Below are 13,368 nucleotides of genomic sequence, written 5' to 3' on the forward strand. Positions count from 1 at the left end.
TGGATTGATCCAAAGCAAAGCCCGCCCTGTGCGGGCTTTGTTGTTTCTGAATGAGCGTGTAGCAGCTGTCGAGCCTGCGAGGCTGCGTTCGAGGACGAAGTCCTCGCAAATCCTGTGAGTACAGTCTGACTGAATAAGCCCATTGCCCTTACGCCTGTTGGGCCCAAGCCCAAGCCCAAGCCCAAGCCCAAGCCCGAGCGCGGGTCGAGGCGAACGCAACCTCGCAGGCTCGGCAGCTGCTACATGGCACCCACAAAAAACCCGCAGATGATCACTCATCTGCGGGCTTCATTGTTACAGGCTAAGGCTTACGCCCGGCGCTCATGCATCCGCGCCAGTTGTCGCTCCAGCATCGATGGATAAGGTTCCATCAGTCGCTCCACGCAGCAAGCACCCTCGGGGCTGGCAATCGGACGAATCCGCGCGCGTTGACGAATCAGCACGTCGTCACTGATCTTGCGCTCCACCAGCAGCAGGTTGCGGCTGTGTTGCGACAGGGCCAGGGCATCCTGGGCGGATTCGGTCAGCAGCAGGTCGATCTGACTCATTCCGAACAATTCCTCGCCCAGCGTCAGCCCGAGCTGCAATTGCAGGGTAATGCCGCTGTCCGCGACCTCGATTTGCAACTGATGGCCCAGCGCCCGCAGCAGCTCGCCGCAGCAGATCGCGTTGGTCAGGTAGTCATCGCCGCTGTCTTCGGTGTGGAACAGCATCAGCGTGCTGCCATCGTTCAGGGTGTGCAGTTCGCTCTGATAGAGCGAAGCGGCCTGGTCGAGACAGTCGCGATAGCGTTTGAGCAGCTCTTCCAGACGAGTGCGTGGCAGGCGACGCAGTTGATCCTGAGCGCCCAGTTGCACGGCCAGGACGGCGCTGTGTTGCGGCACATTGAAAATTACCGGTTTTGCTGCCGGCTTCGGCGCGCTGGCGACCGACTCATCACGCAGGTCTGCGAACGCGTCATCGTCATCGTCATCGTCGTCTTCAACGGTGCTGACAATGTGTCGTGGCGCCGGTTTGAGGCTGGCTACCGGTTTGGTTTCATCGAAACTCGGATCACGCAGGTTGCGTACTTCGAAGGTCGGCTCGTTGTCGTCCGCGTCTTCGTAATCGCTGTCGTCTTCAGGCTCGGGCTGCGGTTCCGGCTCGGCGGGCTCCGGAGCGAAATTGGCGTGCAGCTGACGGGCCAGATCGCCGATCTCATCCTGACGCTCGGTGGCCGGGGTGTATTCGTCGATGTTGCGCAGCCACACGCGCAATTGCAGCAGTGGTGTGGAAATGTGCCGACCCAAACGCAGGCTAAGGGCCAGGGACAATGCCAGCAGGATCGCACTCAAAATGCCCATGCTTTGCAGGCTGATGGTCATCGGCTGCTGGAACTGATCCATGTCCAGGCTGATGCGCAGTTGCCCGGCGGTCACGTCCTGGAAGGTGATCTTGCTCTGGTACATGCCCTCGGCTTCGCCCAGCAGGCTGTGCTTGGGACGCTGACCGGCTTCGGCGAGGATGCGGTTATCCACGCTATAAATGGCCGCGTGGGCCACCAGCTTGTTTTTGGTCAGGTTGTTGAGCAGCACGTTGAGGCTGAGGATGTCGTTGGACACCAACAGCTCCGTGGCGGACGTGGCCGTCTGCGTGGTCAGGCTTTCGCCCAGCGCATCGGCCTGCTCATGCATGGCCTGCTTGAACTGCAAACCCATCACACAGGCGTAGATCACCAGGGCCAAGGCGACCAGGATCACGTTATGGCTGGCGATGCGCAATGCAATCGGTACACGGCGGTGGCGCAGTGCACGGAAGATCAGCAGAAAGAAGTTATCGGTTTTTACTGGCGTGGGCCGGTTCACTTGCGCTCGGCTCTTTTGTCCGTGAAGTTGACGCGCAGTATAGCGACAGGCCCTAGGCCGTCAAAGCGCTCACGGTGCCCGATGGTCACTGAAAGTGGGTAGAATGCGGTTTTTTTCCACTTGCGGGGGTGCGCCTTGCGCGAAATCGTCCTGATAAACATCACGGGAGTCGACCGTCCGGGTCTGACTGCTGCCATTACCGGCGTTCTGGCCCAGGGTGGTGTGAACATTCTCGACATCGGTCAGGCGGTGATCCACGACACTCTGTCGTTCGGCATCCTGGTTGAAATTCCGGGTACCGAGCAAGGCAAGTCGGTGCTCAAGGACATCCTGTTCAAGGGGTACGAGCTCGATCAACAGGTCCGTTTCACGCCGGTGTCCGAAGAGGATTACCAGCAGTGGGTCGGCAATCAGGGCAAGAAACGCCACATCGTGACGCTATTGACCCGCAAAGTGACCGCCGAACAGTTGCAGGCCGTGAGTTCGATCACGGCCAAATATGGCCTGAACATCGATCACATTGATCGCCTGTCCGGGCGCATGCCGCTGGACACTCCGGCCGACAAGGGCAAGGGCTGCATCGAGTTTTCGGTGCGCGGCGAAGCGGCTGATCCACAGGCACTGCGTGCCGAGTTCCTGAGCGTTGCTCAGGAGCTGAACGTCGATATCGCCTTCCAGGAGGATTCGCTGTTCCGGCGCAACCGTCGCTTGGCGGTGTTCGACATGGACTCGACCCTGATCGAAGCCGAAGTGATCGACGAGCTGGCCAAGGCCGCTGGCGTGGGTGAACAGGTTTCAGCCATCACTGAGCGGGCCATGGCCGGCGAACTGGATTTTCGCGCCAGCTTCAAGGAGCGTCTGGCATTGCTGCAAGGCCTGGACGTCAGCGTGCTGGATTCGATCGGCGCCTCACTGCGTCTGACCGAAGGCGCCGAAACCCTGTTTGCCGAACTCAAGCGCCTAGGCTACAAAACGGCAATCCTGTCGGGCGGCTTCACCTACTTCGCCAAGCAATTGCAGGCCAAGCTGGGGATCGATTACGTGTTTGCCAACGAACTGGAAGTGGTTGACGGCAAGGTCACCGGTGTCGCGGTCGAGCCGATTGTCGATGCACAGCGCAAGGCCGACTTGCTGCGTGAGCTGGCGCACAAGGAAGGTTTGCGTCTGGAGCAGACCATTGCGGTCGGCGATGGCGCCAACGATCTGCCGATGCTGGCGATTGCCGGGTTGGGCGTAGCGTTCCGTGCCAAGCCACTGGTGAAACAGTCGGCGAAGCAGGCGATTTCCACCCTGGGGCTGGATGGCGTGCTGTACCTGTTGGGTTTTCGCGATCGCGACGGTCAGCTCTAGGCAGCGCAAATAAATGTGGGAGCGGCGGTGCGGCGATCCGACTTGCCCGCGAAGAGGCCGGAACATCCAACATCTATGTTGTCTGTGCCGACGCTTTCGCGGGCAAGTCGGATCGCCGCACCGCCGCTCCCACAGGGATGCAGTTTGGCCTTTAGGCCTTTGGCTGGCCCATGCCCTGGCCCATCTGCACCGAGACGCCAGCGGTCATTTCTTCCGACCATTGCACTTGATCCGGCCCGAACAGCACAACAGCGGTCGAACCCAGTTTGAAGCGACCCAGCTCCGCACCTTTTTCCAGGTGGATCGGTGCGCGGGCGGCTTCGTCGTAGCGGAAGGTTTTCAGCTCGCGTTTCGGCGGCGTGACCAATCCTGCCCAGACGGTTTCAATCGACGCGACAATCATCGCGCCCACCAGTACCACGGCCATCGGCCCGCGCTCGGTGTCGAAAATGCACGCGACGCGCTCGTTGCGGGCGAACAGTTCCGGGACGTTTTCAGCAGTGGTCTGATTCACTGAGAACAGGCGGCCCGGGATGTAGACCATCTCGCGCAAGGTGCCGGCCAGCGGCATGTGCACGCGGTGGTAGTCCTTCGGCGACAGGTAAATGGTCGCGAAATCACCGCCCATGAACGGCGCGGCATTCGCCGCATCGCCACCCAGCAGTTCCAGCACGCTGAAGCTGTGACCCTTGGCCTGGAACACGCGGCCGTGTTCGATCGGGCCAAGTTGGCTGACCGCACCGTCGGCCGGGCTGAGGATCGCGCCCGGTGTTTCGTCCAGTGGACGCGCCCCGTCTTTCAAGGCACGGGTGAAGAACGCATTGAAGTGTTCGTAGGCGGTCAGGTCTTCGACCAGCGCCTGGGACATGTCCACCTGGTAACGCTTGGCGAACCAGGCGGTAAAGGCGTTTTTGAACCAGCGCACGCGGCATTCGGCAATGCAGCCGGCCAGTCGCGAGAGCAAGTGATGGGGCAGCAGGTATTGGCTGAGGATAAACAGACGCTTATTCATTAACTGTCCTTAAAACCTTAAATCTCTACGGGGGTGTCGGGATGGTTGCCCCATTCGCCCCAGGAACCGGCGTAGCCTTTGACCCGCGGATAACCGAGGGATTTGGCCACCAGATAGGTGAAGCCAGAACGGTGGTGAGTCTGGCAGTGGGTAATCACTTCTTTGTCTTTGGTGATGCCGAGCTGTTCGAGGATCTGCGGCATGTCCGTGCGAATGCGCAAGTTGCGCGACTTATCCATGCCCGCAGTCCATTCGAAATTGACCGCGCCGGGAATATGCCCGCCCTTGGCCGCCAGCACTTTCTCGCCGGAGTACTCCAGCGGTCCGCGCGCATCCCAGATCGCCAGGTCGGCGGCGCCGAGACGGCTTTGCAGGTATTCGCGGGTGGCCGTAGGTTCGTCGTGCAGGGTCAATGCCACCGGGCCGCCAACCGAAGGCGGGATTTGGATCGACATCGGCAAACCTTCAGCCAGCCAGGCCGGCAGTCCGCCGTCCAGATAGTGGTAGTTGCGGTGGCCAATGACATCCAGCAGCCAGATAAAACGCCCGGCCCAGCCGCCGCCTTCGTCGTCATAAACGACGTAGACCGCATTGGGGTTGTGTCCCAACTCACCAAACAACGCTTCGAGTGCCGCTTGCGCAGGCATCAGCCCCGGCGCAGGCGCCTGGCCGAGTTGCGTGCGCTTGGGGTCGACAAAGCGCGCGCCGGGAAGGTGCCCTTCGCCATAGCGAGCGCTGCTGGTCAGGTCCACCAGAATCAGGTCGCGGGCCTCGAGGCGAGGGAGCAAGTCGCTCGGCTCGATCACCAGCGGCAAGCCAGAGAAGTCAGACATGTGAGGTCTCCAGAGCACAAAAGTGTGGATTGTAGCGCAGCGTCATTGGCCGCGGTGGCTAAAGGTGTTCAAGGCTTTCTCGATGCATTGCGCGGTTTTGCCGAAGGCTTGCACGGTGATTTCCGAGAACGGCCCGCCGCCCTGATCCGCCACCACCACCATGATCACCCGCCCATTGTTGACCAGCGAGCGCAGCAACAGGTGTTCGCCACGGAATTGCGCACGCAGGCTGGCCGGCAACAAGGCCGAAAACTGGGCGTTATTGGCGGGTGTCAGGCGCACCTGAGCCTGTTGCGAGAGCAGCCGTTGCAGCACCGAGCTTTGGCTGACCATCAGGTTCAGGCCGGCCGTTTCTGTTGGCAACCCGGCGATCTGATGCGCCCGCAGATTGGCGTGCGTGCGGTCGGCCATCAAAATCATCACTCGGCGCATCCCGCACGCGACGAGGGCGTCCCGAGCAGAGGTGGTCAAGTGCATGGCGTTGGTGAAGGGGCTGGGTTCTACCAGCAACTCGGCACATTGGCTGCGCCACTTCGCCAGGTCTTCGGTGGTCGGTGCCGCTGCCGGAAGCAACCTGGCGTGGACACGATTCGTGCCTGTTGGCCAGAGCAGCGAGGCGGCGGGGTGCCACAGGTCCGGCATGGCATGCAGTCGGGCGCTGTTGGCGGCTTGTTGGTGCAATTGCTGCTGCACCTCGGCCATCGGCATTTGCAGATAAAGGCTGGTCAGGTACTGCCAGCGCTCGCTGTGAGGGCTGTCCCACGCCTGTTGCGCCGACAGTGCCAGGCCGTTGGCCAGCAGCACGGTATTGGCCGGCTGATTGAGCCAGCGGCGCAGCGTCGGATCGTCATCCAGGCGGTTTTGCTGGCGCAACGGATGATCGCTGTCGCGGGCAATGCGCAAGACCTGGACCAGTTCGCGCTGCTCGGTCAGCAGCAGGCGATAACCTTGTTCCACCCAGATCGGCAGGCGCCAGATGCTCACCAGTGCCTGGCAAATCTCCAGCAAACGCACGCCGAACAACTGCTTCTCGACTTTTCGCGCCGATTCACCTTGATGGATGACCCGCAGTTCCCACTCTTCAAGCAACTGCGGATGGGTCAGTGCCATCGGCCACAGCGGCGAGAGAAACAGCAGACTGCCCCAGTGAATGTCCTGCCACAGCCGCGCCAGTCGACCGGCAAAAAAACCATTGGCCTGCTGCGTCGCGTGCTGGCTGATCAATTGCAGTTGGCGCAAGGCAACCGGAATCTGCGATTGCGGCTCCGCGGGCAGGCGGGCGAGCAGTTCTTCGGTGCGTTTCAAGCCGAGGCGATTGATCGCCACTTCAAGGTTTTCCGCAGGCTCGGTCATGCTGCCGTGGGTGTGCCGATTGGCTTCACGAATGATGCTCAAGGCCAGGGCCGGGCTGTCTTGCATCAATTCCGCAATGTCGCGAAGCGAGCTGCGGCTGTCAGTTATGGCCCTGCACACACGGTCGTGACTGTCCTGCGGAACCGGCAGTCGCACGCCATCGAGCAGCTTGACCCAGCCTTCAAGCGTGGTCGGTTTTTGCGTTGGAATGTTCGTTTGGTTAGCCATGGTTGGACGCAATCTTCGTCTGCATTACCTATGCCCGGAGTAGGCTAAATTAGCTTTTCGCTTGAACGGGCTATAGTCTGGCGCAGTTTTGCCGATAAGGAGAAGAAGAGATTTTTCGACCTCCGAATATGACCTTGAACCCGACTCAGTAAGTGCTCTCCTACCTATGGCTAAAATTCTCGGCATCATTGTCGTATTCGCGAGCGTGCTCGGCGGATACGTGCTCTCCCACGGCAAGATTGCCGCCCTTATTCAGCCTTTCGAGGTAATGATTATCGGTGGTGCGGCACTTGGCGCATTCCTGCAGGCCAACCCGGGCCATATGGTCAAGCACGTCCTCAAGAAAGCTTTCGGGATGTTCAGCTCGCGTTTCAACCACACCTTCTACCTTGAAGTGCTGGGGCTGATTTACGAGATCCTCAACAAAAGCCGCCGCGAAGGCATGATGGCCATCGAAGGCGACATCGAAGATGCCGCGGCGAGCCCGATCTTCGCCAAGTACCCGGCGGTGCTCAAAGATGACCGCATGACGGCGTACATCTGCGACTACCTGCGCATCATGTCGTCCGGCAACATGGCGCCCCATGAGCTGGAAGGCCTGTTCGACATGGAACTGACCAGCCTCAAGGAAGACCTGGATCACCCTTCCCACGCGGTAAACGGCATTGCCGACGCCATGCCGGGTTTCGGTATCGTGGCGGCGGTACTGGGTATCGTGGTGACAATGGCCTCCCTGGGCGAAAGCGATCAGAAAATGATCGGTGTGCACGTCGGTGCGGCACTCGTCGGTACCTTCTTCGGTATTCTCGCCGCGTACGGTTTCTTTGGCCCGTTGGCCCACGCCCTGGCCCACGATGCCAAGGAAGAGCTGAACGTCTACGAGGCCATCAAGGCGTCGCTGGTGGCTTCGGCATCCGGCATGCCGCCATCGCTGGCCGTGGAATTCGGTCGCAAGGTTCTGTATCCGGCGCACCGTCCTAGCTTCGCTGAGCTGGAACAAGCGGTTCGCGGTCGCTAAGTCATGGAAAATAACCAGCCGATCATCATCAAGCGCGTCAAGAAATACGCGAGCGGGCATCACGGGGGTTCCTGGAAAATCGCTTTCGCGGACTTCGCGACGGCGATGATGGCGTTCTTCCTGGTGCTGTGGCTGCTCTCCACCGCAACACCAGAACAGAAGATTGCCATCGCCGGTTACTTCAAGGACCCGGTCGGCTTCACCGAAAGTGGCACCCCGTTCATCATTGATCTGGGTGGTTCGCCCACCCTGGCGCCGGAGAAGACCCTCAACCCTGAGGTGAAGTCCCAGCCTCAGCCAGACAGAGTCACCGTCGACACCGAGCAGATCGAAGGGATGGCCGAGATGGTTGAAAAGGAGCGCCTGGAACTGTTGCTGCAAGAATTGCAGAACAAGGTCGATGAAAATCCGCAGCTGCAGAAATTCAAGGACCAGATCCTGTTCGAGATCACACCGGACGGTTTGCGCATCCAGATCATGGACGCCGAAAACCGGCCGATGTTTGATTCCGGCAGTGCGCGCCTGAAGCCGTATTTCGAAGACATCCTGCTGGCCATGGCCGACACCATCAAAGCGGTGCCGAACAAGATCAGCATCAGCGGCCACACCGATGCCAAACCGTACTCGGGCACCGGTGATTTCGGTAACTGGGAACTCTCGGCCAACCGTGCCAACGCCGCTCGCCGTGCGCTGGTGGCCGGCAGCTATCCCGATCAGCAAGTGGCGCGGGTAGTCGGTTATGCCTCGTCGGCGCTGTTCGATCGCGAAAACCCGTTCAATCCGGTCAACCGCCGGATCGACATCGTGGTGCTGACCAAGAAAGCCCAAAAGGCCATTGAAGGTTCGCAAGGTGCAGAACCTGCGCCAGAGCAGGCGCCAGCCCAAGGGCAGGGCGGCCCGGGCGAAGTGCCGGCCAAACCGGTCGATCCAATCGCATTGCCGGCGGATAAAGAACCGCTGCCGGCCCATGAGCTTCGCGAACGTTTGAATCTCTTCGAAAACCCGCCACCGAAACCGGCGGAACCGCCGAAGCAGTGACCCACAAAAAAGCCGACAGCGATGTCGGCTTTTTTGTGCCAGTCAAAAACCCCGTCGAATGCGGTTCTTGAGCTGGTCATGGAACAGCTCGGCATCGCGCCGGTAGGTGCCGCGAACGGATTCGCTGAACGACTCCATCCCCATCGAGCGCTTGGAGAGCAACTCCTCGCGATAGGCATCGATAAAGAAGTTGATGTCGTTCTCGCCGCTCAATTTCGGCCATTTATCGAGGTACTGCGGCAGTGCGCTGGGGCCGATCTTGTACGAGCAGATTCTTCGATTGCTGATGGTGGCCTCGCCGATTTCGAACGGCACCCACCACGACTGTGCAGTCTGCTCCGAGACCACGGCCATCAGGTGCGTGCATTCGGTGATATTGCGTGTGATCACAGTGGTGATGTCTTCAGTGGTCTGCGACTCCGGGTCCAGCACGTCGAGGTAGGTCTTGATGGTCGCTTGTGTCAGGCGCGTGTTAATGGCCATCGCATAGGCGCGGTCGGTGTGGCGGTAGCTGATAAACACGGGCATCAGAAATGTCCTTTGAGCGCGAGTTCGCGGTAATAGGCACCGAGGGCGGTGAGGCGGCATCCGGTGGCGTTGATGGCCGCGTAGTACATGTGTTCGGCATCCACCGGTTCGATCAGGCTATGGCGATTGCACTTTTGCAGCTGCTTAAAGATGTGACCGTGGTCCGGGTCATACGTGGCTTCGGTGGGCTCGTAGCTGGGGTCGAGGGCGTACACAGACTGGGCCTCGGGAAACCATTCGGGTAACTGGCTCAGTATTTCTTCCAGGATCAGCGGCGGGACGTCGCGCAGGGCGATGAATTGCGACACGTTGGTTTTAAACACCGGACGTTGATCCCAGGCGCCCAGCGCGTTGTCTACGAACGAATACAGGCTGCCGGGCGTAATCTGGCCCAATACGTTGGCGGCACCGCCGTGAAGCGCTTGCAGCAGCAGGCCGGTGAACACGCCGTGGCCGGATTCTTCCAGGGCTGATTGGGCTTTCTTGCAGGCGGTCAATATCGTCATGCCTTCGCCGATCATGCTGGCGCCCCCGCGCAGACTGCGCATTTCGCCCGCAGCACCCGCTTCACAGCAATCGAGAATGATGACTTTGTTTTTGATCTTGTCGGCGGCGTTCGCCCACTGAAGGATGTCGCTGATGCGAATCCCATCGTTGCTGCAGCGATAATCCTGGGGAATCAGCATGCCTTCATCGATACCGCTTTCGAAGTGGCCATGTCCGGCGAAGTACAGCAGTGCCACATTGCAGTCGCCGGAAAACAATTGCTTGATGTTCTCTTCCAGCATCTGGCGACTCAGGTACTCCTCGGCAGATGTCAGCACCAGGTTTTTGAAGTTGGGTTTGCCCGTCGCATGCCGCTCCAATATCGAGGCCATGGCGATGGCGTCATTGTTACAGCCGGTGAGCGGCGCGACATGCGTGTAATGATTGATGCCGATAAACAGTCCCTTGCGCATGATCACCCCGCCGTATGCAGGCGAATCGCACTGACGATGCTGTTGGTGTTCCACGCGCATTCAGCATGTGCTGCGTCCCGCACCACCGTGGAGATCCGCTCGGCACCAAATGGTTTGATCGCGATAATCACCTTGCCCATGCGCTTGGCGATCTCGATTTCTTTGTTGATCCACTGGCTATAGGTGGAATACATGCCGGCCATGATCAGCACCACCGAGCAGGGGCGGATCTTGTTCTCGATGGCTTCTTCAAGTTGTTTGTCGGTTTGTGCGCCGACAATCGGGTTGTGCGGCGGAACTGAGAAATTTTTGAATTGGAACGATGGTTGCGCAGTGAGCAGTCGCACCAGATTGTCGTGCGCGTCAGAGTAGTTCCACGAATGGCTGATGAACAAATGGTAGGTTTGCATGGTTGTCCCTCGGTATCGCGACAGTGCGAAGAGGAACCGAATTTAGGCGTCTGAATTGCCCCCGCAAGACCTGCGCGGATAAAGAGAAACATCCTGCAAGCAGGTAGGCGCCAGGCTGACCGAAAGGTCTGACGTTTAAAACGCGGGGAGTTTTGTAGGGCGAGGATTTGTAATCGACAGCCTCTCAGGCGTGAGGCTGCCGATACGTCTGTTTAGTAACTGGTTTCAGGCAAACTGGCGATGATCGAGCGGTAGCTGTTCATCCGTTGTTGCTGCACGCGGCCTTCTTCGAGGGCCTTGAGCAGGGCGCAACCCGGTTCGCGGTCGTGCTTGCAGTCGCGGAAGCGGCAGGTGCCGATCAGGTCGTTGAACTCGATGAAACCGGCTTCGACATCGGCACGGCTGACGTGGCCCAGGCCGAATTCACGAATACCCGGGGAGTCGATCAACTCACCGCCACCGGGGAAGTGGAACAACCGCGCGGTGGTCGTGGTGTGGGTGCCTTGGCCGGACAACTCGGACAGCGGGCCGACACGGGCTTCGACTTCCGGCAGCAGGCTGTTGACCAGCGACGACTTGCCGACACCGGACTGGCCGACGAACACGCTGATGCGTCCGTCCAGTTGTTCCTGCAGTTGCTCCATGCCATTGCCGTGGTGCGCCGATACTTCCAGCACCGGGTAACCGAGCGTGCGGTAGACCGCCAGCAAGGCATTCAGCGCCGGGGCGTTCTGCTCGTCGATCAGGTCGAATTTGTTCAGCAGCAGCAACGGCCGGATACCGGCGTGCTCGGCGGCGACCAGGTACCGGTCGATCAGGTTGGCGTGAGGCTCGGGCAGCGGGGCGAAAACGATGACGATCATGTCGACGTTCGCGGCAACAGGCTTGAGCTGGCCACGGCTGTCCGGGCGGCAGAGTTCGGTTTTACGCGGCAGTTGCGCCACGATCACGCCGATCCCTTGGTTGCCGGCGCGCCAGACCACTTGATCGCCGGTTACCAGAGCCGGGAGGTTGGCACGCAAGTGACAGCGGAACACCTGGCCAGCCAGTTCGCCATCCAGCGCCTCGACTTCGACCTGCACACCGAAGTGCGCGATCACAAGGCCGGTCTGTTCCGGACCCAGGTCGCCACCCTCAAGTGCCTCGACAGCCGAGGACTCGCGTTTGGCGGCGCGGGCAGCGCGTTCGCCCTGAATCTTTTCGATGCGCCAGTTTTGACGACGATTGAGTTGGCGTTTGGCCATGGGTGTTCCGTATCAAAGAATGCAGCGATTAGGTAAAACGGCCGCGAGTTTAGCACGCCCCGCCGGTTGCCTAGGCTAAACTGCGCAGCATTGCCTAGGAGCCGACACATGCAAAACTCGCAAAATCTGATCTGGATCGACCTGGAAATGACCGGTCTGAACCCTGATACCGACGTCATCATCGAAATGGCCACCATCGTCACCGACAGTGACCTGAACACCTTGGCCGAAGGTCCGGTGATCGCCATTCACCACAGCGACGAAATCCTCGCCGGCATGGACGAGTGGAACACCCGCCAACACGGCGGCTCGGGCTTGACCCAGCGCGTTCGTGACAGCCGGATCAGCATGGCCGAAGCCGAAGCCCAGACCATCGCCTTCCTGGAACAGTGGGTGCCGAAAGGCAAGTCGCCGATTTGCGGCAACAGCATCTGCCAGGACCGCCGCTTCCTTTATACGCACATGAAATCCCTGGAAAGCTACTTCCACTACCGCAACCTCGACGTATCGACCCTCAAAGAGCTGGCCGCACGCTGGGCGCCGGACGTGCGCGACAGCTTCAAAAAAGGTAGCACTCATTTGGCGCTGGACGACATCCGCGAATCGATTGCCGAGTTGCAGCACTACCGCAAGAACTTCATCAAGTTCTGATTGAGTCTCGGGTGACGCCATCGCGGGCAAGCCTTGCTCCTACAAGTGCGTCGTCCGCGCTGATTTTGTAGGAGCAAGGCTTGCCCGCGATGCAGGCGACGCGGTCCAACGCCATGATTGCCCTCTTTTGGTGCTGCCACGAAATGGCTAGACTGCGCGCCTTTCTGCAAGGACCGCCGCCATGTTGCTGATGCTTTACCTGATCGCCATCACCGCCGAAGCCATGACGGGCGCGCTGTCTGCCGGCCGTCGCGGTATGGACTGGTTTGGTGTGGTGTTGATCGCTTGCATCACGGCGCTGGGCGGTGGTTCGGTGCGTGACGTATTGCTCGGGCACTACCCGCTGACTTGGGTCAAGCACCCGGAATACCTGGTGCTGACCTCGGTCGCGGCCATGGTCACGGTGTTCACCGCGCGCTGGATGCGCCACCTGCGTTCCCTGTTCCTGGTGCTCGACGCCGTGGGCCTGGTGGCGTTCACCCTGATCGGCTGCATGACCGCGCTGGAAATGGGCCACGGCATGCTGGTGGCTTCGGTCAGCGGCGTGATTACCGGGGTGTTCGGCGGCATCCTGCGCGACATCTTCTGCAACGACATCCCGCTGATCTTTCGCCGCGAGCTCTACGCCAGCGTCTCGTTCGCGGCAGCGTGGTGCTACATGCTCTGCATCTACCTGCAATTACCCGGTGAGCAGGCGATTTTGATCACGCTGTTTGGTGGCTTCCTGCTGCGATTGCTGGCGATTCGTTTTCATTGGGAAATGCCGAAGTTCGTCTACAACGACGAGGCTTAAGGCCTACACGGTCCCTGTAGCCGCTGCCGAAGGCTGCGTCCGAGGCCGCAGGACTCGCTTTCCGGGAAGGCGACTGCTACGCAGCCGGACGCAGCCTTCGGCAGCTG

Annotated in this window: 13 protein-coding genes; 5 read left to right on the forward strand and 8 right to left on the reverse strand. The window is 60.1% G+C overall.

The window, feature by feature from the left end; all coding sequences use genetic code 11:
- Nucleotides 1-308: 308 nt before the first annotated feature.
- Nucleotides 309-1,844, reverse strand: coding sequence for an AhpA/YtjB family protein (locus LOY55_RS02435; RefSeq protein ID WP_223525416.1), 1,536 nt, complete (start codon nucleotides 1,842-1,844; stop codon nucleotides 309-311).
- A gap of 135 nt (nucleotides 1,845-1,979) precedes the next feature.
- Between LOY55_RS02435 and serB the strand changes: the two genes are divergently transcribed.
- Nucleotides 1,980-3,194 (forward strand): phosphoserine phosphatase SerB, encoded by a 1,215-nt coding sequence (gene serB, locus LOY55_RS02440; protein WP_046028383.1) that lies wholly within the window; start codon nucleotides 1,980-1,982, stop codon nucleotides 3,192-3,194.
- Nucleotides 3,195-3,345: 151 nt separating this feature from the next.
- On the opposite strand, the gene asd is transcribed toward serB, so the two are convergent.
- The 3 genes from asd to LOY55_RS02455 are packed head-to-tail and all read right to left on the reverse strand — an operon-like array spanning nucleotide 3,346 to nucleotide 6,620.
- The gene (gene asd / locus LOY55_RS02445; RefSeq protein ID WP_046028385.1) at nucleotides 3,346-4,206 is read right to left on the reverse strand and encodes an archaetidylserine decarboxylase; all 861 of its coding nucleotides are present in this window, start codon (nucleotides 4,204-4,206) and stop codon (nucleotides 3,346-3,348) included.
- 17 nt (nucleotides 4,207-4,223) lie between these two features.
- A complete protein-coding gene (locus LOY55_RS02450) occupies nucleotides 4,224-5,039 on the reverse strand; it encodes a rhodanese-like domain-containing protein (RefSeq protein WP_046028386.1) in 816 nt (271 codons plus the stop codon).
- A 42-nt stretch (nucleotides 5,040-5,081) separates the two neighbouring features.
- The gene (locus tag LOY55_RS02455) at nucleotides 5,082-6,620 is read right to left on the reverse strand and encodes an HDOD domain-containing protein (protein ID WP_046028388.1); all 1,539 of its coding nucleotides are present in this window, start codon (nucleotides 6,618-6,620) and stop codon (nucleotides 5,082-5,084) included.
- A gap of 166 nt (nucleotides 6,621-6,786) precedes the next feature.
- Between LOY55_RS02455 and motA the strand changes: the two genes are divergently transcribed.
- Nucleotides 6,787-7,638 carry a flagellar motor stator protein MotA gene (motA, locus tag LOY55_RS02460; RefSeq protein ID WP_046028389.1) on the forward strand — a complete coding sequence of 284 codons (852 nt, stop codon included), beginning with the start codon at nucleotides 6,787-6,789 and terminating at the stop codon, nucleotides 7,636-7,638.
- A gap of 3 nt (nucleotides 7,639-7,641) precedes the next feature.
- Entirely contained in the window at nucleotides 7,642-8,676 is a 1,035-nt protein-coding gene (motB, locus tag LOY55_RS02465) for a flagellar motor protein MotB (protein WP_223525415.1), read from the forward strand.
- Between the two features lie 42 nt (nucleotides 8,677-8,718).
- Here the strand turns inward: motB and LOY55_RS02470 are convergent, their stop codons facing one another.
- From LOY55_RS02470 to rsgA, 4 genes are all read right to left on the reverse strand, one after another.
- Complete coding sequence (locus LOY55_RS02470; RefSeq protein ID WP_223525414.1) at nucleotides 8,719-9,204, reverse strand: toll/interleukin-1 receptor domain-containing protein; 486 nt, start codon at nucleotides 9,202-9,204, stop codon at nucleotides 8,719-8,721.
- Nucleotides 9,204-10,163 (reverse strand): caspase family protein, encoded by a 960-nt coding sequence (locus tag LOY55_RS02475; RefSeq protein WP_046028392.1) that lies wholly within the window; start codon nucleotides 10,161-10,163, stop codon nucleotides 9,204-9,206. The genes LOY55_RS02470 and LOY55_RS02475 overlap by 1 nt, the downstream gene beginning before the upstream one ends.
- Nucleotides 10,164-10,165: 2 nt before the next feature.
- The gene (locus LOY55_RS02480) at nucleotides 10,166-10,573 is read right to left on the reverse strand and encodes a TIR domain-containing protein (protein WP_223525413.1); all 408 of its coding nucleotides are present in this window, start codon (nucleotides 10,571-10,573) and stop codon (nucleotides 10,166-10,168) included.
- A gap of 212 nt (nucleotides 10,574-10,785) precedes the next feature.
- The gene (rsgA, locus tag LOY55_RS02485) at nucleotides 10,786-11,817 is read right to left on the reverse strand and encodes a small ribosomal subunit biogenesis GTPase RsgA (RefSeq protein WP_046028394.1); all 1,032 of its coding nucleotides are present in this window, start codon (nucleotides 11,815-11,817) and stop codon (nucleotides 10,786-10,788) included.
- A 108-nt stretch (nucleotides 11,818-11,925) separates the two neighbouring features.
- Between rsgA and orn the strand changes: the two genes are divergently transcribed.
- Complete coding sequence (orn, locus tag LOY55_RS02490) at nucleotides 11,926-12,468, forward strand: oligoribonuclease (protein WP_046028395.1); 543 nt, start codon at nucleotides 11,926-11,928, stop codon at nucleotides 12,466-12,468.
- Between the two features lie 181 nt (nucleotides 12,469-12,649).
- On the forward strand, nucleotides 12,650-13,261 hold the full coding sequence (locus LOY55_RS02495) for a trimeric intracellular cation channel family protein (protein ID WP_027921991.1): 612 nt from the start codon (nucleotides 12,650-12,652) through the stop codon (nucleotides 13,259-13,261).
- The last annotated feature ends 107 nt before the right edge of the window (nucleotides 13,262-13,368 follow it).

Origin of the sequence: Pseudomonas sp. B21-040, from assembly GCF_024748695.1 — a bacterium.
GTDB lineage: Bacteria > Pseudomonadota > Gammaproteobacteria > Pseudomonadales > Pseudomonadaceae > Aquipseudomonas.